This window comes from Pseudomonas sp. TNT2022 ID642, assembly GCF_028656995.1.
GTDB lineage: Bacteria > Pseudomonadota > Gammaproteobacteria > Pseudomonadales > Pseudomonadaceae > Aquipseudomonas.
The window spans coordinates 213,775-234,866 of the sequence record NZ_JAMDGW010000033.1; the positions used below are offsets into that span (position 1 = coordinate 213,775).

Here is a 21,092-nt window from a genome sequence, read left to right on the forward strand (position 1 = left end):
AGGAATATCGATATAAGGAGCGCCAAAGGCATTCTTAGCCGGGAGTTAGCTGATGAGTAGCGACAAAGAACCACTGGATGTAGATGACGATATCCCCGCAGACACGGATGACGCCGAACCTGTCGTAGAAGTCGCCAAGACAAATCTCAGCAAGCGCCGAACGATAGATAACCTGCTTGAGGAGCGCCGACTGCAAAAGCAATTGGCCGAATACGATTTTGATGACTGACATTTGAAAGCCTCCCAAACCGGAGGCTTTTCATTTTCTGCGGCTAGCTGAGTTTGATCGGCCCATGACCCTGTCAGCTATGGATGCATTCAGACCAGACCATTACGCTGCGCCAACTCGATCAGATCAACCAGAGAGCGCGCATTGAGTTTCAATAAAAGGCGCGTCTTGTAGGTGCTGACGGTCTTGTTGCTCAAAAACATGCCATCGGCGATTTCCTTGTTGGTCTTGCCCCGCGCCAACTGCTGTAACACCATCATTTCCCGACCGGACAGCCGATCGACCATGTCGGCTTCACTGGCATTGCCCAGACTGGTGCGCACGGTGTGCAACGCCTGATTGGGAAAATAACTGTAGCCGGACAATACCGCCTTGATTGCACTGAGCAGTTCGGTCAGGTCCTGTTGTTTACAGACATAACCCGCCGCACCCGACTGCATGCAGCGCATTGAAAAGTGCCCGGGCGCCTGGGAAGTCAATACCAGCACTTTAACAGGCATGGCGGTTGAGGTCAGGCGCGCAATAACTTCCAGACCATCAAGTTTCGGTATTCCAATATCCAGAATGACAATATCCGGCATTTGTTCTCGAGCAAGTTGTAACGCATCTACACCATTATCAGTTTCTGCGATGACTTCGTAGCCATGACGTTCCATCAGCATACGTACCGCAAGACGAATGACAGGGTGATCATCCACGATCAGCACTTTATTCATGGGCAAGTCCAGTTTCGCTGTTCGAATTTTTAGAACACGCACAATAGCCCAGTCACTTGCTCTCTGGCATGCCGGGGTCATGATGCACTTGCGTCGAGAGACATCCCCTACAGCCATCGCGGATTAATCCTACAAAAAACCTCCACCCCTCTAAACATCCGACGTTATTCCCTCCCCCGCTCAAAGCAATAACGCACTGTTTACTTGTTACAAACTACGACTACTGCCCGCGATTTCGTCTCTCACCGCTGACCTGCATCAGGTCCAAGCGGCCTTGACATCTTCATGCCTGCGCCCGACCGACGACATTGATTAAAAACTGGAAACATAAGGCAATAGCAGCCCCCTCTCGACAACACCGAGCACAACATAAACACTTGAAACAAGATATTTATACCTGAGCAAATACTTTTGCTATAAATACAAACACCCGAAACCCAACTACCAGACAACCAACCAAACCAATCTACCAACTATGAGAAAGACCAGACAAAAGAGTACAAGCATGCTGAAAATAAAAAAAAAGATCACTAACCCAATGACAGTGATTGCTATATTTGCAGCCATCTCGGAAACATCAGCCGCGATCTCCCTGCCTTTTCTCGACAACAAGGACAGGGAGATTTACGTGTGGTTTCTGATCAGCTTTCCGTTCTATTTACTATTTCTGTTTTTTATAACTCTGAACTTCAACTATCGCTCCCTCTATTCGCCATCAGACTTCGGTAAGGACAAGAACTTCCTGAAAGTCATCGACAACAATGATCGCGAGACCAAACGAAACACTTCAATTCAGGAGTCATCCGCGCAAGGCACATTCGGACTATCAAGTTGTGTCGTGCCCAGCGAGTCAGGCCCAGTGGAATGCAAAGACTCGTGCACAGTGCACACCGCGCCCGACCCGCCTGCGGACAGCAACACAAAGTCGAGTCTGATTGTTCAGCACAACATTCAGTTGCCCGCGTGGGTCAGCAACCTGCACCTCATTGACGCGCGAGATGTCGACGCGTCGAAAGAGTTAGCCACGATTCTGGAAAATATCCGCAACCTCGACAGGAAAACTGCCCGTGTGGTGGTATTTCTTTCCAATCACGTCTCGGACGTTGTATTGACAAAAAATGCGCTGCTGCAAATCAAGCAGGTAAAAAAAGGCTCAGGCAAAACGCTTTGTATTGTTTATAACCTGTGCTCACAAGCGGTGACGCTCCTGGGACGGGCATGAAAGATGAGTCGTAGCCACAAGCGCGAAGACCAGGAACGCGGCTCGATCAGAGGCAGACAAAGAATTATGCAAAAAGGGCGACCTTGTCTCGATGACAAGGCCGCCCTTTTTATTGCGCGTCAGTCTGGAACGCTTAGAACAACTTGCGGCCCTTGTTGGCAGCAATGCGCATGCGCAGCGCGTTGAGCTTGATGAAGCCCGCCGCGTCGGCCTGGTTGTAAGCACCGCCGTCTTCTTCGAAGGTCGCGATGTTGGAATCGAACAGCGAGTCGTCGGACTTGCGGCCAGTGACGATCACGTTGCCTTTGTACAACTTCAGGCGCACAACGCCGTTCACGTTGACCTGGGACGCGTCGATCATCTGTTGCAGCATTAGACGCTCAGGGCTCCACCAGTAACCGGTGTAGATCAGGCTGGCGTATTTCGGCATCAGCTCGTCTTTGAGGTGAGCGACTTCGCGGTCCAGGGTGATCGATTCGATGGCGCGGTGAGCGCGCAGCATGATGGTGCCGCCCGGGGTTTCGTAGCAACCACGGGACTTCATGCCGACGTAACGGTTCTCGACGATGTCGAGACGGCCGATACCGTGGGCACCACCGATTTTGTTCAGCGTCGCCAGCACGGTGGCCGGAGTCATTTCGACGCCGTCCAGTGCGACGATGTCGCCGTTGCGGTAGGTCAGTTCCAGGTATTGCGCTTTATCAGGAGCGTTCTCCGGGGAGACGGTCCATTTCCACATGTCTTCTTCGTGCTCGGTCCAGGTGTCTTCCAGCACGCCGCCTTCATAGGAGATGTGCAGCAGGTTGGCGTCCATCGAGTACGGGGACTTCTTCTTGCCGTGACGCTCGATCGGGATCGCGTGCTTCTCGGCGTAGTCCATCAGCTTCTCGCGGGACAGCAGGTCCCACTCACGCCAAGGCGCAATCACTTTTACGCCCGGCTTGAGCGCGTAGGCACCCAGTTCGAAACGCACCTGGTCGTTGCCCTTGCCGGTGGCGCCGTGGGAAATGGCGTCAGCGCCGGTTTCGTTGGCGATTTCGATCAGACGTTTGGCGATCAGCGGACGTGCGATGGAGGTACCCAGCAGGTACTCACCTTCGTAAACGGTGTTGGCGCGGAACATCGGGAATACGAAGTCACGCACGAACTCTTCGCGCAGATCGTCGATGTAGATTTCTTTGACGCCCATGGCCTGAGCCTTGGCGCGGGCCGGCTCGACCTCTTCGCCTTGACCGAGATCAGCGGTGAAGGTCACCACTTCACAGTTATAAGTATCCTGCAGCCACTTGAGGATCACCGAAGTGTCCAGGCCGCCGGAATACGCCAGAACGACCTTGTTTACGTCCGCCATGCCATCACTCCACGGGGTTCTACGGAAAGCCGAGGAGTCTAACGCCCAAACGCGATAATTTACAGAGGCGCGACAGCTTAAGACGACAAAGCGACAGAATCTGTCGAGAGCGCGACGATGACCGACGGGTCAGGAAGTCGCTGCGGTGCTGGCTGGCGTGCTCGCTTGCGGTGCTGGAGCCGTGGTCGGTGCCACACGTGCAAGCTTCACTGCAACCCGACGGTTCTTCGCCCGGTTGGCCGCATTGGTGTTCGGAACCAATGGGTATTGTTCACCGTGGAAACGTACTGTGATCTGGGATTCGGCGATGCCATTGGCCTTGAAGAAGTCGACCACTGCAAGCGCCCGGCGCCGCGACAGTTCACGGTTGGTCAGGCGATTGCCGCTGTTGTCGGAATGACCGTCGAGTTCGATGTGATTGACTGTCGGATCAGCCTTCATGAACTCGAGCATCACTTGCAGTTTGGCCTTGGCGGCGGAGTCCAGGTCGACACCCTCGCCTGGGAAGCCGATCTGCGACTGCTTGATCTGGTCGAAATTCTGCGGCAGCAATTTCGCCACACAGGTCTGATAGTCGTTAAACGCCTTGCTGAATTTCACCGGCAATAAACGCACTTCCGAGACGCGGCCATCGCCAGACGCGCGACGCACGACCGGGCTGCGTCCGTCCAGCAGGCCGCTGATCAAACCGCCGGCCTGCGACTGTGAACTGCTGAACAACACGTTGCCGCTGCCGAGCCGCACAGAGCCCAGATTGATGTCACCACGCCCCGGCTGCCAAGGTGCAGCTGCCGCGAGCAACGTCGCCGAACCACCGCCAAGCATGGCGTTGTAGGCATTCAGACGGAAGATCGCCTGTTCGCCGGCCTTGCGCACGAACTCACCCGAGCCGAAATCGGTGATCGGTTGGGTCAGACGACATTCGAACTTGTCGCCGGCGACCGTCCACTCAATGTTCTCCAGACGGGTCTGGTACGTGAGCGCCATCGCCGGAAGGCTGGCAAACACACTGAGCAAGGCTAAATAACGCTGGCGCACGGGAGGCTCCATTGGCTTCTGAAACACAAAGACCGATTCACACTATGTTTACGGCATACCTACGGGATATCGGAAGGTTCCCGCAAAACTTGATAGCGAGTGCCTGCAAGAGTCTTTTCCGGTAGCATTCGCCTCAGTTTGACCCGCCTGGAATCCCCTCATGTCCGACCGCCTGACCCTGCTGCGTCCCGACGACTGGCACATTCATCTTCGCGATGGTGCCGTGTTGACCAATACCGTTGCCGATGTTGCGCGCACGTTTGGCCGCGCCATCATCATGCCCAACCTGGTACCTCCGGTGCGCAACGCCGCTGAAGCCGACGGCTATCGCCAGCGGATTCTCGCTGCCCGCCCGGCCGGCAGTCGCTTCGAGCCGCTGATGGTGCTGTACCTCACCGACCGCACCCAGCCCGAAGAAATTCGTGAAGCCAAGGCCAGTGGTTTTGTGCACGCTGCCAAGCTGTACCCGGCCGGCGCCACGACCAACTCCGATTCCGGGGTGACCAGCATCGACAAGATCTTCCCGGCGCTGGAAGCCATGGCCGAAGTCGGCATGCCGCTGCTGATCCACGGTGAAGTCACCCGTGGTGATGTCGACGTGTTCGACCGCGAAAAGATTTTCATCGATGAGCACATGCGCCGCGTGGTGGAGCGCTTCCCGACGCTGAAAGTGGTGTTCGAACACATCACCACCGGCGACGCCGTGCAGTTCGTCAACGAGGCCTCGGCCAACGTAGGCGCGACCATCACCGCACATCACCTGCTGTACAACCGCAACCACATGCTGGTGGGCGGGATTCGGCCGCACTTCTATTGCCTGCCGATCCTCAAGCGCAATACGCATCAGGAAGCCCTGCTCGACGCCGCCACCAGTGGCAGCGCGAAGTTCTTCCTCGGCACCGATTCGGCGCCGCACGCCCAGCACGCCAAGGAAGCCGCTTGCGGTTGCGCCGGCTGCTACACCGCGTACGCCGCCATCGAGATGTACGCCGAAGCCTTCGAACAGCGTAACGCGCTGGAAAAACTCGAAGCCTTCGCTAGCCTCAACGGCCCGCGTTTCTACGGCCTGCCGGCGAACATCGATCGCATCACCCTGGTTCGTGAAGAATGGACCGCCCCGACCAGCCTGCCATTCGGCGAGCTGACCGTTATCCCGCTGCGCGCCGGTGAAAAACTGCGCTGGCGCCTGCTGGAGGAACACGCGTGAGTGAAGACCATTTCGATGACGAACTGGACGGTCAAAGTGGCGGCGGCGGTTCCCGTCACCCGATGGCAGCACGCTTTCGCGGCTACCTGCCGGTTGTCGTCGACGTAGAAACCGGCGGTTTCAACTCGGCCACCGATGCATTGCTGGAGATTGCTGCAACCACCATCGCCATGGATGAAAAGGGTTTTGTTTACCCCGATCACACCTACTTCTTCCGTGTTGAGCCGTTCGAAGGCGCCAACATTGAAGCGGCGGCGCTGGAGTTCACCGGGATCAAGCTGGATCACCCGCTGCGCATGGCGGTCAGCGAAGAAACCGCGCTGACTGACATCTTCCGTGGTATCCGCAAGGCGCTGAAGGCCAATGGCTGCAAGCGCGCTATTCTCGTTGGTCACAACAGCAGCTTCGACCTTGGCTTCCTCAACGCGGCCGTTGCGCGTCTGGACATGAAGCGCAACCCGTTCCACCCGTTCTCCAGCTTCGACACCGCGACGCTTGCCGGTCTGGCGTACGGTCAAACCGTACTGGCAAAAGCCTGCCAGGCCGCCGACATCGATTTCGACGGTCGCGAGGCGCACTCGGCGCGTTACGACACCGAGAAAACCGCTGAGCTGTTCTGCGGCATCGTCAACCGCTGGAAACAGATGGGCGGCTGGGAAGATTTCGACGACTGATTGATGGTTATCGGGTGAATCCCGCGCATAAAAAAACCGGCCACGTAGGCCGGTTTTTTTGTACCTCGACGTTACGCCTTACAGGGCAGCAGCGTTCTCGGTCAGGTATGCAGCAACGCCTTCTGGCGAAGCGTTCATGCCTTTGTCGCCTTTTTTCCAGTTGGCAGGGCAGACTTCGCCGTGCTCTTCGTGGAATTGCAGAGCGTCGACCAGACGGATCAGCTCTTCCATGTTACGGCCCAGCGGCAGGTCGTTGATGATCTGCGAGCGAACCACGCCTTTGTCGTCGATCAGGAACGCGCCACGGAAAGCCACGCCGCCTTCGGATTCAACGTCGTAAGCCTTGGCGATGTCGTGCTTCATGTCGGCAGCCATGGTGTATTTCACCTGACCGATGCCGCCATTGTTCACTGGAGTGTTGCGCCATGCGTTGTGAGTGAAGTGCGAGTCGATCGACACAGCGATCACTTCAACGTTGCGTGCCTTGAAGTCAGCCATGCGGTTGTCCAGAGCGATCAGTTCGGACGGGCAGACGAAGGTGAAGTCCAGTGGGTAGAAGAACACCAGGCCGTATTTGCCTTTGATGGCCGAGGACAGGGTGAAGCTGTCAACGATCTCGCCATTGCCGAGTACGGCCGGGACGGTGAAGTCAGGGGCTTGTTTGCCTACGAGTACGCTCATTGATATCTCCTGGTGTAAAAACTTGAAGTTCAGGGTCCGCGCCAGCCTGCCACCCTCAGGCGACAGCCCTGTGACACGAACCCCCTTCGCAAGGGCCGACCATCATACACTGCGAATTTGGCCTGTCCTTAACGGTTTTTCAAAGCAGGCGCAGAACGGCGCTGCATTTACGGGGCCAGGCAAATCGCCAGCAAATACCGTTCGTCAGTCATGGCGGTTAATCAGCTGAAGCGTTCCGAAAGCACTTTGACAATCATTCTCGTTAACATTAAGATCCATCGCAATTGAGTCACAACCAGCGACGGTTCTCACTTATGTATGTTTGTCTCTGCACTGGCGTCACCGACGGACAGATCCGCGAAGCGATCTATGAAGGTTGCTGCAGCTATAAAGAAGTTCGCCAGGCCACCGGCGTCGCTAGCCAATGCGGCAAATGTGCCTGCCTTGCCAAGGAAGTCGTACGCGAAACCCTGACCAAGCTGCAAACCGCCCAGGCTGCGATCCCCTATCCGGTAGAATTTACTGCTGCGTAATAACACCCTATTTCAAAGAACCGGACTTATGTCCGGTTTTTTTATGCCTGTAAATCAATTGCTTAGGCTCCAGACGCGGAACACAAACATTCTTATTCCGATTAATTTTCATATATTATTCAATAACTTAGGTTTGACACTTATAAGTACGAAGCTCAAACTCTGCCGTATATACAGCTAATACAGGGCAGGACTCCGATCATGAAAGGCGACATTACAGTCATCCAGCATCTCAACAAGATCCTTGCCAATGAGCTGGTCGCGATCAATCAGTACTTCCTGCATGCACGCATGTACGAAGATTGGGGTCTGAACAAGCTCGGCAAACACGAATACAAAGAATCCATCGACGAGATGAAACACGCGGACAAGCTGATCAAGCGCATCCTGTTCCTCGAAGGCCTGCCAAACGTGCAGGACTTGGGCAAGCTGCACATCGGCGAGCACACCCAGGAAATGCTGGAGTGCGACCTGCGCATCGAGAAGACCGGCCACGCTGACCTGAAGACAGCGATCGCGCACTGCGAAACCGTTGGCGACTTCGGTAGCCGTGAACTGCTCGAAGACATTCTCGAATCCGAAGAAGAACACATCGACTGGCTGGAAACCCAGCTGGGCCTGATCGATAAGATCGGTCTTGAGAACTATCTGCAATCGCAGATGGGCGAAGAGTAGGAGCTGCCGCAGGCTGCGATCTTTTCAGATTGCACCGGCAACTTGCAGTAACTTTTCGAACGCACTAAAAAGCCCCGCTCTCTTTCGAGATGCGGGGCTTTTTATTGGCTGAAGATCAAGAGATCGCAGCCTCGTTTCACTCGACAGCTCCTACACAAGTAGGAGGTGTCGGGTGAAACCCAGCCTTATCAGGCTTCGGACTTGTTCGCAGCTGCCGCTTCAACAGCCGACTTGATGGTGGTTTGCAGCGAACCGTCTGCAGCCATCTCGGTCATGATGTCGCTACCGCCGACCAGCTCACCGCCGACCCACAGTTGCGGGAAAGTCGGCCAGTTGGCGTACTTCGGCAGGTTGGCGCGGATTTCCGGGTTCTGCAGGATGTCCACGTACGCAAACTTTTCGCCACACGCCATTACAGCCTGCGCAGCTTTCGCGGAGAAGCCACACTGTGGGGCATTCGGCGAGCCTTTCATGTAAAGCAGAATGGTGTTGTTGGCAATCTGCTCTTTAATCGTTTCGATGATATCCATGGAGCACCTCGGCTGAACTTTCCGACTCATGGGTCGGCACGGTGGCGCATTGTAACGGAATCCCGAGCGCCATGCTCGGTCTCCCCGACAGACTAGATCAAGCCGCCGCCACCGTCACCGGCACGCCATTCAACGCCGCGTTACCAGACAACTCGTCGAGCTGGCATTCGTCGGTCAGATCGTTTGCGCTCGACCCCGGCTGGCCACTGGCAATTGCCATTTGCACACCCGGCCGCGCATGGCCCCAACCATGCGGCAGGCTGACCACGCCTTTCATCATGTCCAGACTGCCGATCACCTCGACTTCGATCTGCCCGACCCGCGAACTGACGCGCACCCGCTGACCATCGTTGAGCCCACGGCTGGCGAGGTCGTCCGGGTGCATCAACAACTGGTGACGTGGTTTACCCTTCACCAGACGGTGATAGTTGTGCATCCAGGAATTGTTGCTGCGCACATGGCGACGGCCGATCATCAACAGTTCATCGGCGGCCGGTGCCTGCAATGCGGCGAAACGCGCGAGGTCCGCAAGGATCTCCGGCGGAGCGGCCTGCACATGCTGATTCGGCGTTTTCAGGCGCGGCGCCAGATTGGCTTTCAACGCCCCCAGATCAATACCGTGCGGATGATCGAACAGCGTTGCCAGCGAGAGTTTTTGCTCAGCGTTATCACCATAAAGGCCCATGCGCAGCCCCATGTCGATCATCTTCGCCGGTGGCATGGTCGGTTTCAGCTCCTTGCCGGTCTTCTCGGCAAACGCCTTGGCCAGGCCCACGAAGATCTCCCAGTCATGCAAGGCGCCCTCGGGCTTGGCGAGGATTGCGCGGTTGAAGCGGCTGACGTTACGCACCGCGAACAGATTGAACGTGGTGTCGTAGTGGTCATTTTCCAGCGCCGAGGTCGACGGCAGGATCAGATCGGCGTAGCGCGTGGTTTCGTTGATGTACAGGTCAATGCTGACCATGAACTCCAGACCGTCCAGCGCCTGCTCCAATTGCCGCCCGTTCGGTGTCGACAACACCGGATTGCCGGCGACGGTAATCAATGCGCGAATCTGCCCCTCGCCTTCGGTAAGCATCTCCTCAGCCAGCGCCGAAACCGGCAACTCACCGCCGTATTCAGGACGACCCGAAACACGGCTCTGCCATTTGTTGAAATGCCCGCCCGAGGTCGACGCCACCAGATCCACAGCGGGTTCGGTGCACAACGCGCCGCCAACCCGGTCGAGGTTGCCGGTAACCAGATTGATCAGCTGCACCACCCAGTGGCACAGAGTACCGAAGGCCTGGGTTGAAACGCCCATGCGCCCATAACACACCGCACTCGGCGCTGCGGCGAAGTCGCGGGCCAGTTGGCGGATCTGCTCAGCAGGCACAGCGCACAGCGGGCTCATGGCTTCAGCAGTGAAACCTGCGACGGCTGCACGCACTTCGTCCATGCCATCAACCGGCAGATGACTGTCGCGGGTCAGGCCTTCACTGAACAGCGTGTTGAGCACGCCAAACAACAACGCCGCATCGCCCCCAGGGCGCACGAACAGGTGCTGGTCAGCCATGGCCGCCGTCTCGCTGCGCCGTGGATCAACCACCACCACTTTGCCGCCCCGTGCCTGAATGGCTTTCAGACGCTTCTCGACATCCGGCACGGTCATGATGCTGCCGTTGGACGCCAGCGGGTTGCCGCCGAGGATCAGCATGAAGTCGGTGTGATCGATGTCCGGAATCGGCAGCAGCAAACCATGGCCGTACATCAGATAACTGCTCAGGTGATGCGGCAACTGATCGACCGAAGTCGCCGAGAAGCGATTGCGCGTCTTCAGCAACCCAAGGAAATAATTGCTGTGAGTCATCAGCCCGTAGTTGTGCACGCTCGGGTTGCCTTGATAGACCGCCACGGCGTTCTGCCCATGACGCTCCTGAATCGCCGCCAGCCGCTCGGCCACCAGCGCAAAGGCCTCGTCCCACTCGATTGGCAGCCATTCGCTGCCAACCCGGCGCATCGGCTGACGCAGGCGGTCGGGGTCACTCTGGATATCTTGCAGGGCCACGGCTTTGGGACAAATGTGGCCACGGCTGAAGGTGTCGAGGGCATCACCCTTGATCGAGGTGATCGCAACATTGCCATCGGTTTCGGTGGTTTCGATGGTCAGGCCGCAAATGGCTTCACACAGGTGGCAGGCACGGTGATGGAGAGTCTTGGTCATGGCCAGTCTCTGTCTTGTTCTGGGCGGGCAATCACGCCCGCGGGAACAAAACTATGGCCCCGACGCAGGCCCGGCGCCAGCGACGTTCGTCTTGTGAATCGACGCCTATCAGGTGCGCCGATAGACCAACGCGCTCAACTGGATGGAAGCTGCGGCGGTGCCGCCAGCTGAATTTCCTGAATGGTTTCGATCTGCTCGTGGGCGACGTGCACGCCGGTGAGTTCGCCGATCAATCGCCAGTGTTCGTCGAGACCGGCGCTGATCGTCGCCATACGGTCGATCATGTGCCGGCCGGCGGTCTTCACGACCTCGTCTTCGCTGCGCAGCAGTTCGAAGGACATTGAGGTGACCGACGCGGTGAGATGGGTCAGAGAGCGAGCCGTGTGGCCCAGCAATTCCATTAACAGTTTTTCTTTCGATTCCATGCGGAGGCTTCCTGCGTCGCTCGAAACTTATTTATAACCCAGCACTTTGCTTTAGCAAATGTTTCAGCCTGAGCATCCGACCAAGTGGTGGCATGCCGCCACGCTGGTAAACCGACCCAAGCGACTCGATCCCCGCCACGGCGCATTGCCAAGCCCCGCGAGGCCAGTGTACAAAGGGACTCGCTGCTGTACTGAAGCCGGCTTCAAATGCGCGACTGCAACATCCAGTGCGCCCTTCGATTTCCGCAAAAACCGTAGCCTATTGGAAAAACGCGACATTTAGTGTCAATATCGCGCCTCCCCCTATTTCGTCGCCCCGTGCGGCTTACGCCGCAGGTCTCGCCCGTTGTTCCGTTAAACAAGGCTTTGAGCATCTGCGGTTTGTAGCAAAAAGGTAGTCAATGATGAGCGCAAGGCACTTTCTCTCCCTGATGGATTGCACGCCCGAAGAGCTGGTCAGCGTGATCCGTCGAGGCGTTGAGCTCAAGGACCTGCGTAACCGCGGCGTACTGTTCGAGCCTCTGAAAAACCGCGTGCTGGGCATGATCTTCGAGAAATCCTCGACCCGCACGCGGATCTCCTTCGAGGCCGGCATGATCCAGCTCGGTGGCCAGGCGATCTTCCTCTCGCCGCGCGACACCCAACTGGGCCGTGGCGAACCGATCGGCGACTGCGCCATTGTCATGTCGAGCATGCTCGATGCGGTGATGATCCGTACCTTTGCCCACAGCACCCTGACCGAATTCGCCGCCAACTCGCGCGTGCCAGTGATCAACGGCCTGTCCGATGACCTGCACCCGTGCCAGTTGCTGGCCGACATGCAGACCTTCCTGGAACACCGTGGCTCGATCCAGGGCAAGACCGTGGCCTGGATCGGCGACGGCAACAACATGTGCAACAGCTATATAGAAGCGGCGATCCAGTTCGACTTCCAGTTGCGCGTTGCCTGCCCGGAAGGCTACGAACCAAACCCTGAGTTCGTGGCCAAGGCCGGCGATCGCGTGACCATCGTTCGCGATCCGGCCGACGCCGTGCGCGGCGCGCATCTGGTGAGCACCGACGTCTGGACTTCGATGGGTCAGGAAGAGGAAACTGCCAAGCGCCTCAAGCTGTTCGCGCCGTTCCAGGTCAACCGTGCCCTGCTCGACCTCGCTGCCGAGGACGTGCTGTTCATGCACTGCTTGCCTGCGCACCGTGGCGAAGAAATCAGCCTCGACCTGCTTGATGACCCGCGCTCCGTCGCCTGGGATCAGGCAGAAAACCGTCTCCACGCACAGAAGGCCCTGCTCGAGTTCCTCGTCGAACCGGCATATCACCACGCATGAGCCATGAATTACTGCTGAACCTGCGCAACCTCGCTTGCGGCTATCAAGATCAACGTGTGGTGCAGAACCTCAATCTGCACCTCAACGCCGGTGACATCGGCTGCCTGCTCGGCTCGTCCGGCTGCGGCAAGACCACCACCCTGCGCGCCATCGCCGGTTTCGAACCGGTGCACGAAGGTGAGATCACTCTCGGCGGTGAAACCATTTCCAGCGCGGGTTTCACCCTCGCCCCGGAGAAGCGCCGGATCGGCATGGTGTTCCAGGACTACGCGCTGTTCCCGCACCTGAGCGTTGCCGACAACATCGCCTTCGGTATTCGCAAGCATCCGAACAAAGAGCGCGTCACCGAAGAGCTGCTCGAACTGGTCAACCTGAAGAATCTCGGCAAACGCTTCCCGCACGAGTTGTCCGGTGGCCAGCAGCAACGTGTTGCCCTCGCCCGCGCCCTGGCGCCGGAACCGCAATTGCTGTTGCTCGACGAGCCATTCTCCAACCTCGATGGCGAACTACGCCGCAAGCTCAGCCACGAAGTGCGCGACATCCTCAAGGCCCGTGGTACCAGCGCGATTCTGGTGACCCACGATCAGGAGGAAGCCTTTGCCGTCAGCGATCACGTTGGCGTGTTCAAGGAAGGTCGACTGGAGCAGTGGGACACGCCGTACAACCTTTATCACGAACCGGCGACACCGTATGTGGCCAGCTTCATCGGTCAGGGTTACTTCATTCGCGGCCAGCTCGACAGCCCGGAATCGGTGCAGACTGAACTGGGTGAGTTGCGCGGAAATCGCGCTTATACCTGGCCGATTGGCGGTGCAGTGGACGTGTTGCTGCGCCCGGATGACATTGTGTATGCGCCGGACAGCGCCTTGAAAGCACGGATTGTGGGTAAGACGTTCCTTGGCGCTTCGACGCTGTATCGCCTGCAATTGCCGACGGGTGCGCAGCTGGAATCGATTTTCCCGAGCCATGCGGATCATCAGGTGGGCGCGGAGGTGGGGATTCGGGTTGCCGCTGAGCATCTGGTGCTGTTCCAGGCATCGGGCAGCACCGCCGCACAAATCCCGGCAGTGGAAAACGGCGTGCGCCGCTACAGCACCGCGCTTTAAAGATCAAAAGATCGCAGCCTTCGGCAGCTCCTACAGGGATCAATGTAGGAGCTGCCGAAGGCTGCGATCTTTTAGCTTTTAACCGAGGATCAGGGTGCCGCTCGCAACCAGCGTCGCATTGCCGCCAATCTTCACTCGCTCACCCTCCAGCCGACAAAACAACTCCCCACCCCGCGCCGATCGCTGATACGCGGTCAGGCTCGACTTGCCCAGACGCTTGGACCAATACGGAATCAGGCTGCAATGCGTCGAACCGGTCACCGGGTCCTCATTGATGCCGATCGCCGGTGCAAAATAACGCGAGACGAAATCGTGTTGATTACCCCGCGCCGTGACGATCGCGCCCAGCCAAGGCAACTTGGCGAGTGCAACCATGTCCGGCTTGCAATCAAGCACTGCCTGCTCTGACTCCAGCACCACAAACAGTTCGTTGGAACCGAGCACATCAACGGCTTCAACGCCCAATGCTCGTTCGATATCCAGCGTCACGCCAATCTCTGACGGCACAATCGAAGGGAAGTCCAGCCACAACCGATCACCTTCACGAGTGACGCTCAGCGCGCCGGACTTACAAGTGAAGTCGATACGCTCGGCGGTTTCCTTATAGATCTCGAACAGCACATATGCACTGGCTAGCGTGGCGTGCCCGCACAACGGCACTTCAGTGGTCGGGGTAAACCAGCGGATATGCCAGGCCGATCCCTCGCGCACCAGAAACGCGGTTTCCGCCAGGTTGTGTTCGCCGGCGATCTTCTGCATCAGCTCGTCCGCGAGCCACGCATCCAGCCGATAAATCATCGCCGGATTGCCACTGAACGGCCGATCACTGAACGCATCGACCTGATGAAACTCGAGCTGCATAACCTTCTCCCTGAGTCAGTCGGCAGAGCATGCAACCGCGAGGCGCTCAGCGCCAGTGACAGAACCGGCGAATTTTCTTCATACAGTGCAGGTGAACGTTACGCGCGGCCAATGTCGGCAAATTTCGCCTGGGTGTGTTCGGCAAGCACGGCAGGTGCCAATTCAACCTCCAGCCCGCGTCGACCGGCGCTGACATAAATAGTCGCAAAACCCTGAGCCGAGCTATCGATGAAGGTGCGCAGGCGTTTCTTTTGCCCCAACGGGCTGATGCCGCCCAACAGATAACCGGTGGAACGCTGCGCCGCTGCCGGGTCAGCCATCTCGACTTTTTTCACCCCCGCGGCATGTGCCAGACCTTTGAGGTCGAGGCTTCCGACGACCGGCACCACTGCCACCAGCAACTCGCCTTTTTCACTGGCTGCCAGCAGCGTCTTAAACACCTGCGCCGGCTCAAGTGCCAGTTTTTCTGCGGCCTCCAGCCCATAGGACGCGGCTTTAGGGTCATGTTCATAACTGTGCACGCGATGTTCGGCACGAACTTTTTTCAACAAGTCCAACGCGGGGGTCATGGCAACTCCGGGCTCGGCAGTGACAGAAAAATACTGCGTCGGATTCTAGGCGATCACATCTCAAAAGGCTCTAGTGCAAGCCGCGATTGCCGTGGCTTACAGCCGATTCAAGCGATCCAGTCTGCGAGAACCGCGAAGGATCATTCACACAACGAATAGTTTTATTGTGACCGACGGTTCACTTTCGACCTTTGACAGGTTTGTTTCTTGTCTATATTTTTTCGAATCTGAATAATGTAAGAATTATCGACACCGCAGCACTCAGCAGTAAACCGCGAAAGGAATGGGGATTCCTGACCGGGGAAAATCGCGCCTTGCCCTGACGGCATCGCGCCAGACAACAACAAAAACCGAGGTTTTCAATGACAACTGCTTTACAGCAACCAACGCTCTCGAGCCAATGCATGGCCGAGTTTCTGGGTACTGCCCTACTGATCTTTTTCGGCACTGGTTGTGTCGCCGCGCTCAAAGTCGCGGGCGCCAGCTTCGGCCTTTGGGAAATCAGCATCATCTGGGGCGTCGGCGTGAGCATGGCGATCTACCTCACCGCTGGCGTTTCCGGCGCCCACCTGAACCCGGCCGTGAGTATCGCGCTGGCGATCTTCGCCGACTTCGAAAAGCGCAAACTGCCGTTCTATATTCTTGCGCAGATCGCTGGCGCCTTCTGCGGCGCGCTGTTGGTTTACACGCTGTACAGCAATCTGTTCTTCGATTACGAACAAACTCACCAAATGGTTCGCGGTTCGACCGCCAGCCTTGAGTTGGCGTCGGTGTTCTCGACCTTCCCCAATCCGGTGCTATCGACTGCTCAGGCGTTCCTGGTCGAGATGATCATCACCGCGATTCTGATGGGCGTGATCATGTCCCTGACCGACGACAACAATGGTCTGCCGAAAGGCCCGCTGGCACCGCTGCTGATCGGCTTGCTGATCGCGGTGATCGGTAGCTCGATGGGGCCGCTGACCGGTTTCGCGATGAACCCGGCGCGTGACTTCGGTCCGAAACTGATGACTTTCTTTACCGGCTGGGGTGAAATTTCCTTCACTGGCGGCCGCGATATTCCGTACTTCCTGATTCCGATTTTTGCACCGATTGTCGGTGCCTGCCTCGGCGCTGCCGGGTATCGCGGGCTTATCGCCCGTCACCTGACCGGCGCCACACCTGCTACAAAGGATGCAGAACCGGCCATTGACGGCAAACCAAGAACTTCTTGAAACAGTCGGCGCGGGTTCCTGCCCTATAGAGCCTGCGCCACGGCCCACTCTCCCTTATTTCGTCCAAGGCAATCGACATGACCGACATTCAGAATAAGAACTACATCATTGCCCTTGATCAGGGTACGACCAGCTCCCGCGCGATCATTTTCGACCGCGACGCGAACGTGGTCTGCACCGCGCAGCGCGAATTCGCTCAGCATTACCCGCAGGCCGGTTGGGTCGAACACGATCCGATGGAAATCTTCGCAACACAAAGCGCGGTGATGGTTGAAGCGCTGGCCCAGGCCGGTCTGCACCACGACCAGGTCGCCGCCATCGGCATCACCAACCAGCGTGAAACCACCGTGGTCTGGGACAAGACCACCGGTCGCCCGGTCTACAACGCGATCGTCTGGCAGTGCCGCCGCAGCACCGAGATCTGCCAGCAGCTCAAGCGCGATGGCCACGAAGAATATATCCGCGACAACACCGGTCTGGTCACCGACCCGTACTTCTCCGGCACCAAACTGAAGTGGATCCTCGACAACGTCGAGGGCAGCCGCGAACGTGCGCGCAACGGCGAACTGCTGTTCGGCACCGTCGATAGCTGGCTGATCTGGAAATTCACCGGCGGCAAGGTACACGTCACCGACTACACCAACGCCTCGCGCACCATGCTCTTCAACATCCACTCGCTGGAGTGGGATTCGAAGATGCTCGAGATCCTCGACATCCCGCGCGAGATGCTTCCGGAAGTGAAGGCTTCTTCGGAAATCTACGGTCGTACCAAGAGCGGCATCGCCATCGGCGGTATTGCTGGCGACCAGCAAGCGGCGCTGTTCGGCCAGATGTGCGTCGAGCCGGGCCAGGCGAAAAACACCTACGGCACCGGCTGCTTCCTGCTGATGAACACCGGCGACAAAGCGGTGAAATCCCAACACGGCATGCTCACCACCATCGCGTGCGGCCCGCGTGGCGAAGTCGCTTACGCGCTGGAAGGTGCAGTGTTCAACGGCGGTTCCACCGTGCAGTGGCTGCGCGATGAACTGAAGATCATCAACGACGCCCACGACACCGAATACTTCGCCAATAAAGTGAAGGACAGCAACGGCGTGTACCTGGTACCAGCATTCACAGGTCTGGGTGCTCCGTACTGGGACCCGTATGCCCGTGGCGCACTGTTCGGCCTTACGCGTGGTGTGCGTGTGGATCACATCATCCGCGCCGCGCTGGAGTCGATCGCCTACCAGACTCGCGACGTGCTCGACGCCATGCAACAGGACTCCGGCGAACGTCTCAAAGCCCTGCGTGTGGACGGCGGCGCGGTGGCGAACAACTTCCTCATGCAGTTCCAGGCCGACATCCTCGGCACGCAGGTCGAGCGCCCGCAAATGCGCGAAACCACGGCACTCGGCGCGGCGTATCTGGCCGGTCTGGCGTGCGGTTTCTGGGGCAGCCTGGACGAACTGCGCGGTAAAGCGGTGATCGAGCGCGAGTTCGAACCGAGCCTGGACGAAACCGAGAAAGAGAAGCTGTACAAAGGCTGGAAAAAAGCCGTCAGCCGCACCCGTGACTGGGCGCGTGAAGACGCTGAATAAGCCAACCTTAGAACTGGCTAAAGCGGTCCAAACAGCGTGAAAGCGTAGCGAGCGAAGGCAAGCCAAGGCAAAAACAGGCGAGGACCGGCTGAGGTCGCACTCGACTTTACGGGCTTGTAAATGAGCAGTCCGAGCCTGTTTTTAACGCAGGATGGCTTGCGTAACGCCGTAGGCGCCCAGCACGAAGTAGCTTTCACGTTGTTTGGAAACTGGTCGGGAGCGGATTCCTGCGTCATCATGGGCAAATTTTGCACGGCAGCCCAAAGGAAGCCCCATGAATCTGCCTCCCCGTCAGCAGCAAATCCTCGAGCTGGTCCGCGAACGCGGCTATGTGAGCATCGAGGAAATGGCCACGCTGTTCGTTGTTACCCCGCAAACCATCCGCCGCGACATCAATCAGCTCGCGGAAGCCAATCTGCTGCGTCGCTACCATGGCGGTGCTGCCTACGATTCCAGCGTCGAAAACACTGCCTATGCGATGCGCGCCGATCAGATGCGCGATGAAAAACAACGCATCGGTGAAGCCATCGCCGCACAGATCCCCGATCACGCCTCGCTGTTCATCAATATCGGCACGACCACCGAATCGATTGCCCGCGCCCTGCTCAATCACAATCACCTGAAAATCATCACCAACAACCTGCACGTAGCGTCGATGCTCAGTGCCAAGGATGATTTCGATGTGCTGCTGACCGGCGGCAATGTGCGTCGTGATGGCGGTGTTGTCGGTCAGGCGAGTGTGGATTTCATTAATCAGTTCAAGGTTGATTTTGCGCTGGTCGGGATCAGCGGGATTGATGAAGACGGCAGTTTGCTCGACTTTGATTATCAGGAAGTGCGGGTTTCCCAGGCGATCATTGCCAATGCGCGGCAGGTGATTCTCGCGGCGGACTCGAGCAAGTTCGGGCGTAATGCGATGATTCGGTTGGGACCGATCAGTTTGATTGATTGCCTGGTGACCGATCAGCAGCCGGTGCCGGCGTTGGCGCAGTTGTTGAGTCAGCACAAAATTCGGCTGGAAGTCGTTTAGCCCCCCCAAGATCAAAAGATCGCAGCCTTCGGCAGCTCCTACATGAGTTCACTTGACCTGTAGGAGCTGCCGAAGGCTCGGGCCGCGATCGGACGATCTTTTTGCTTTTAATGTTCGAAAATTTTCCTTTCCCTGCCCTTCGATGAGTTTTTTCAATCGAACGTGACTGGCTGCGCGCGTGTTTATGGGCTACCATTTTCGCAAATGAACATTCATGTTCGATTTCCAATATAGAAAATCAAAAGAACCCGAGGCCAGCCGATGTCCACCTCTACCTTGCGTACGCCCCCAATCTCCGAGATCTACGACATCGCCGTTATCGGCGGCGGGATCAATGGTGTGGGGATCGCAGCGGATGCCGCCGGTCGCGGGCTTTCGGTGTTCCTTTGTGAAAAAGACGATCTGGCCAGTCACACCTCGTCGGCCAGCAGCAAGCTGATCCACGGCGGCCTGCGCTACCTCGAACATTACGAATTCCGTCTGGTGCGCGAAGCGCTGGCCGAGCGTGAAGTGCTGCTGGCCAAGGCGCCGCACATCGTCAAACCGATGCGTTTTGTGCTGCCGCACCGCCCGCATCTGCGCCCAGCGTGGATGATCCGTGCCGGCCTGTTCCTCTATGACAACCTCGGCAAGCGCGAAAAACTGCCGGGTTCGAAAAGCCTGAAGTTCGGCGCCGACAGTGCGCTGAAAAGCGAAATCAAGAAAGGCTTCGAATACTCCGACTGCTGGGTCGATGACGCCCGTCTGGTGGTTCTGAACGCCATGGCCGCTCGCGAAAAAGGCGCCCACGTGCACACCCAGACTCGCTGCGTCAGCGCCCGCCGTGCCAAGGGCCTGTGGCATCTGAATCTGGAGCGTGCCGACGGCAGCCTGTTTTCGATCACCGCCAAAGCGCTGGTGAACGCCGCTGGCCCGTGGGTCGCCAAGTTCATCCGTGACGACCTGAAGATGGAATCGCCATACGGCATCCGCCTGATTCAGGGCAGCCACATCATCGTGCCGAAACTGTACGAAGGTGATCACGCGCACATTCTGCAAAACGAAGATCAGCGCATCGTTTTCACCATTCCGTACCTGAACAACCACTTCACCCTGATCGGCACCACCGACCGTGAATACACTGGCGATCCGGCAAAAGTGGCGATTACCGATGGCGAAACCGATTACCTGCTGAAAGTGGTCAACGCGCATTTCAAGCAGCAGATCAGCCGCGACGACATCCAGCACAGCTACTCGGGCGTACGTCCGCTGTGCAACGACGAATCCGATAACCCGTCGGCCGTCACCCGCGATTACACCCTGGCCTTGTCCGGCAGTACCGAAGAAGCACCACTGTTGTCGGTGTTCGGCGGCAAGCTGACCACCTACCGTAAACTCGCGGAGTCGGCGATGGCGCAGTTGCTGCCGTTCTTCACGCAGATGCGCCCGAGCTGGACGGCCACCGCTACCCTGCCCGGTGGTGAGGACATGACTACGCCTCAGGCCTTGAGCGCGTTGATCCGCGACAAGTTCGACTTCGTGCCGACCGAGATTGCCCGGCGCTGGTCTACCACCTACGGCAGCCGCACCTGGCGGATGCTTGAAGGGGTGGAAACCCTGGCCGACATGGGCGAACACCTTGGCGGTGGGCTCTATACTCGCGAAGTCGATTACCTGTGCAGCGAAGAGTGGGCGACCACGGCGCATGACATTCTGTGGCGTCGTAGCAAGCTGGGCCTTTTTACTACCCCGGCAGAGCAAGAGAAGCTTGCGGCGTATTTGGGTAAGGTCGAACAGAACCGTAGCAAGATCGAAGCGGCGTGATGTGAACATCGGATAAACAAAAAGCCCTTGAATCGTATGGTTCAGGGGCTTTTTGTTTTGTGGGTTCTGCAAAATTTGATTGTGTCAGTTAGATCTTTTCCCCCTCACTGTAGAGACCGG

Annotated in this window: 21 protein-coding genes; 12 read left to right on the top strand and 9 right to left on the bottom strand. The window is 57.7% G+C overall.

What is annotated here, in order from left to right; translation table 11 throughout:
• The first annotated feature begins 52 nt into the window (after positions 1 to 52).
• Positions 53 to 229 carry a PA3496 family putative envelope integrity protein gene (locus M5G26_RS26015; RefSeq protein WP_134178323.1) on the top strand — a complete coding sequence of 59 codons (177 nt, stop codon included), beginning with the start codon at positions 53 to 55 and terminating at the stop codon, positions 227 to 229.
• Positions 230 to 318: 89 nt separating this feature from the next.
• Here M5G26_RS26015 and M5G26_RS26020 read toward each other — a convergent pair whose 3' ends face one another.
• A complete protein-coding gene (locus M5G26_RS26020) occupies positions 319 to 945 on the bottom strand; it encodes a response regulator transcription factor (protein ID WP_122598861.1) in 627 nt (208 codons plus the stop codon).
• Between the two features lie 505 nt (positions 946 to 1,450).
• On the opposite strand from M5G26_RS26020, the gene M5G26_RS26025 reads away from it, so the two are divergent.
• The gene (locus M5G26_RS26025; RefSeq protein ID WP_273916850.1) at positions 1,451 to 2,167 is read left to right on the top strand and encodes a hypothetical protein; all 717 of its coding nucleotides are present in this window, start codon (positions 1,451 to 1,453) and stop codon (positions 2,165 to 2,167) included.
• A 133-nt stretch (positions 2,168 to 2,300) separates the two neighbouring features.
• Here M5G26_RS26025 and M5G26_RS26030 read toward each other — a convergent pair whose 3' ends face one another.
• Together M5G26_RS26030 and M5G26_RS26035 are read right to left on the bottom strand one after the other, a co-directional pair.
• A complete protein-coding gene (locus tag M5G26_RS26030; RefSeq protein ID WP_007916658.1) occupies positions 2,301 to 3,518 on the bottom strand; it encodes an argininosuccinate synthase in 1,218 nt (405 codons plus the stop codon).
• A gap of 129 nt (positions 3,519 to 3,647) precedes the next feature.
• Complete coding sequence (locus M5G26_RS26035) at positions 3,648 to 4,556, bottom strand: flagellar protein MotY (protein ID WP_273916851.1); 909 nt, start codon at positions 4,554 to 4,556, stop codon at positions 3,648 to 3,650.
• Between the two features lie 160 nt (positions 4,557 to 4,716).
• Here M5G26_RS26035 and pyrC point away from each other — a divergent pair, with 160 nt between their 5' ends.
• Together pyrC and rnt are read left to right on the top strand one after the other, a co-directional pair.
• On the top strand, positions 4,717 to 5,763 hold the full coding sequence (gene pyrC / locus M5G26_RS26040; RefSeq protein ID WP_273916853.1) for a dihydroorotase: 1,047 nt from the start codon (positions 4,717 to 4,719) through the stop codon (positions 5,761 to 5,763).
• On the top strand, positions 5,760 to 6,437 hold the full coding sequence (gene rnt / locus M5G26_RS26045; RefSeq protein WP_007916667.1) for a ribonuclease T: 678 nt from the start codon (positions 5,760 to 5,762) through the stop codon (positions 6,435 to 6,437). Before pyrC ends, rnt begins: the two co-directional genes overlap by 4 nt.
• A 78-nt stretch (positions 6,438 to 6,515) precedes the next feature.
• Here the strand turns inward: rnt and M5G26_RS26050 are convergent, their stop codons facing one another.
• A complete protein-coding gene (locus M5G26_RS26050; RefSeq protein ID WP_003227723.1) occupies positions 6,516 to 7,118 on the bottom strand; it encodes a peroxiredoxin in 603 nt (200 codons plus the stop codon).
• A 314-nt stretch (positions 7,119 to 7,432) separates the two neighbouring features.
• Here M5G26_RS26050 and M5G26_RS26055 point away from each other — a divergent pair, with 314 nt between their 5' ends.
• Together M5G26_RS26055 and bfr are read left to right on the top strand one after the other, a co-directional pair.
• Entirely contained in the window at positions 7,433 to 7,651 is a 219-nt protein-coding gene (locus M5G26_RS26055; RefSeq protein WP_003227725.1) for a bacterioferritin-associated ferredoxin, read from the top strand.
• A gap of 201 nt (positions 7,652 to 7,852) precedes the next feature.
• Positions 7,853 to 8,326: a bacterioferritin gene (bfr, locus tag M5G26_RS26060; protein ID WP_038369075.1), complete on the top strand. Its 474-nt coding sequence runs from the start codon at positions 7,853 to 7,855 to the stop codon at positions 8,324 to 8,326.
• 188 nt (positions 8,327 to 8,514) lie between these two features.
• Here the strand turns inward: bfr and grxD are convergent, their stop codons facing one another.
• The 3 genes from grxD to M5G26_RS26075 form a co-directional block, all read right to left on the bottom strand.
• The gene (grxD, locus tag M5G26_RS26065; protein ID WP_007916674.1) at positions 8,515 to 8,856 is read right to left on the bottom strand and encodes a Grx4 family monothiol glutaredoxin; all 342 of its coding nucleotides are present in this window, start codon (positions 8,854 to 8,856) and stop codon (positions 8,515 to 8,517) included.
• A gap of 97 nt (positions 8,857 to 8,953) precedes the next feature.
• A complete protein-coding gene (locus M5G26_RS26070; protein WP_273916854.1) occupies positions 8,954 to 11,059 on the bottom strand; it encodes a molybdopterin oxidoreductase family protein in 2,106 nt (701 codons plus the stop codon).
• A 134-nt stretch (positions 11,060 to 11,193) separates the two neighbouring features.
• On the bottom strand, positions 11,194 to 11,484 hold the full coding sequence (locus tag M5G26_RS26075; RefSeq protein WP_038369077.1) for a hypothetical protein: 291 nt from the start codon (positions 11,482 to 11,484) through the stop codon (positions 11,194 to 11,196).
• Positions 11,485 to 11,888: 404 nt separating this feature from the next.
• Between M5G26_RS26075 and argF the strand changes: the two genes are divergently transcribed.
• Both argF and M5G26_RS26085 read left to right on the top strand, forming a co-directional pair.
• Positions 11,889 to 12,809, top strand: coding sequence for an ornithine carbamoyltransferase (gene argF, locus M5G26_RS26080; RefSeq protein WP_042704963.1), 921 nt, complete (start codon positions 11,889 to 11,891; stop codon positions 12,807 to 12,809).
• Positions 12,806 to 13,915, top strand: a complete 1,110-nt coding sequence (locus tag M5G26_RS26085; RefSeq protein WP_007916688.1) for an ABC transporter ATP-binding protein — start codon at positions 12,806 to 12,808, stop codon at positions 13,913 to 13,915. Before argF ends, M5G26_RS26085 begins: the two co-directional genes overlap by 4 nt.
• A gap of 78 nt (positions 13,916 to 13,993) precedes the next feature.
• On the opposite strand, the gene M5G26_RS26090 is transcribed toward M5G26_RS26085, so the two are convergent.
• Positions 13,994 to 14,776, bottom strand: coding sequence for a PhzF family phenazine biosynthesis protein (locus M5G26_RS26090; RefSeq protein WP_134178316.1), 783 nt, complete (start codon positions 14,774 to 14,776; stop codon positions 13,994 to 13,996).
• Between the two features lie 98 nt (positions 14,777 to 14,874).
• On the bottom strand, positions 14,875 to 15,345 hold the full coding sequence (gene ybaK / locus M5G26_RS26095; protein WP_134178315.1) for a Cys-tRNA(Pro) deacylase: 471 nt from the start codon (positions 15,343 to 15,345) through the stop codon (positions 14,875 to 14,877).
• 362 nt (positions 15,346 to 15,707) lie between these two features.
• Between ybaK and M5G26_RS26100 the strand changes: the two genes are divergently transcribed.
• From M5G26_RS26100 to glpD, 4 genes are all read left to right on the top strand, one after another.
• Positions 15,708 to 16,559, top strand: a complete 852-nt coding sequence (locus M5G26_RS26100; protein WP_077574370.1) for an MIP/aquaporin family protein — start codon at positions 15,708 to 15,710, stop codon at positions 16,557 to 16,559.
• A gap of 77 nt (positions 16,560 to 16,636) precedes the next feature.
• Positions 16,637 to 18,139 carry a glycerol kinase GlpK gene (gene glpK, locus M5G26_RS26105; RefSeq protein WP_110718865.1) on the top strand — a complete coding sequence of 501 codons (1,503 nt, stop codon included), beginning with the start codon at positions 16,637 to 16,639 and terminating at the stop codon, positions 18,137 to 18,139.
• Between the two features lie 274 nt (positions 18,140 to 18,413).
• Positions 18,414 to 19,169, top strand: coding sequence for a DeoR/GlpR family transcriptional regulator (locus tag M5G26_RS26110; RefSeq protein WP_007916700.1), 756 nt, complete (start codon positions 18,414 to 18,416; stop codon positions 19,167 to 19,169).
• Positions 19,170 to 19,430: 261 nt separating this feature from the next.
• Positions 19,431 to 20,972 (top strand): glycerol-3-phosphate dehydrogenase, encoded by a 1,542-nt coding sequence (gene glpD, locus M5G26_RS26115; RefSeq protein ID WP_273916855.1) that lies wholly within the window; start codon positions 19,431 to 19,433, stop codon positions 20,970 to 20,972.
• Positions 20,973 to 21,092 lie beyond the last annotated feature (120 nt).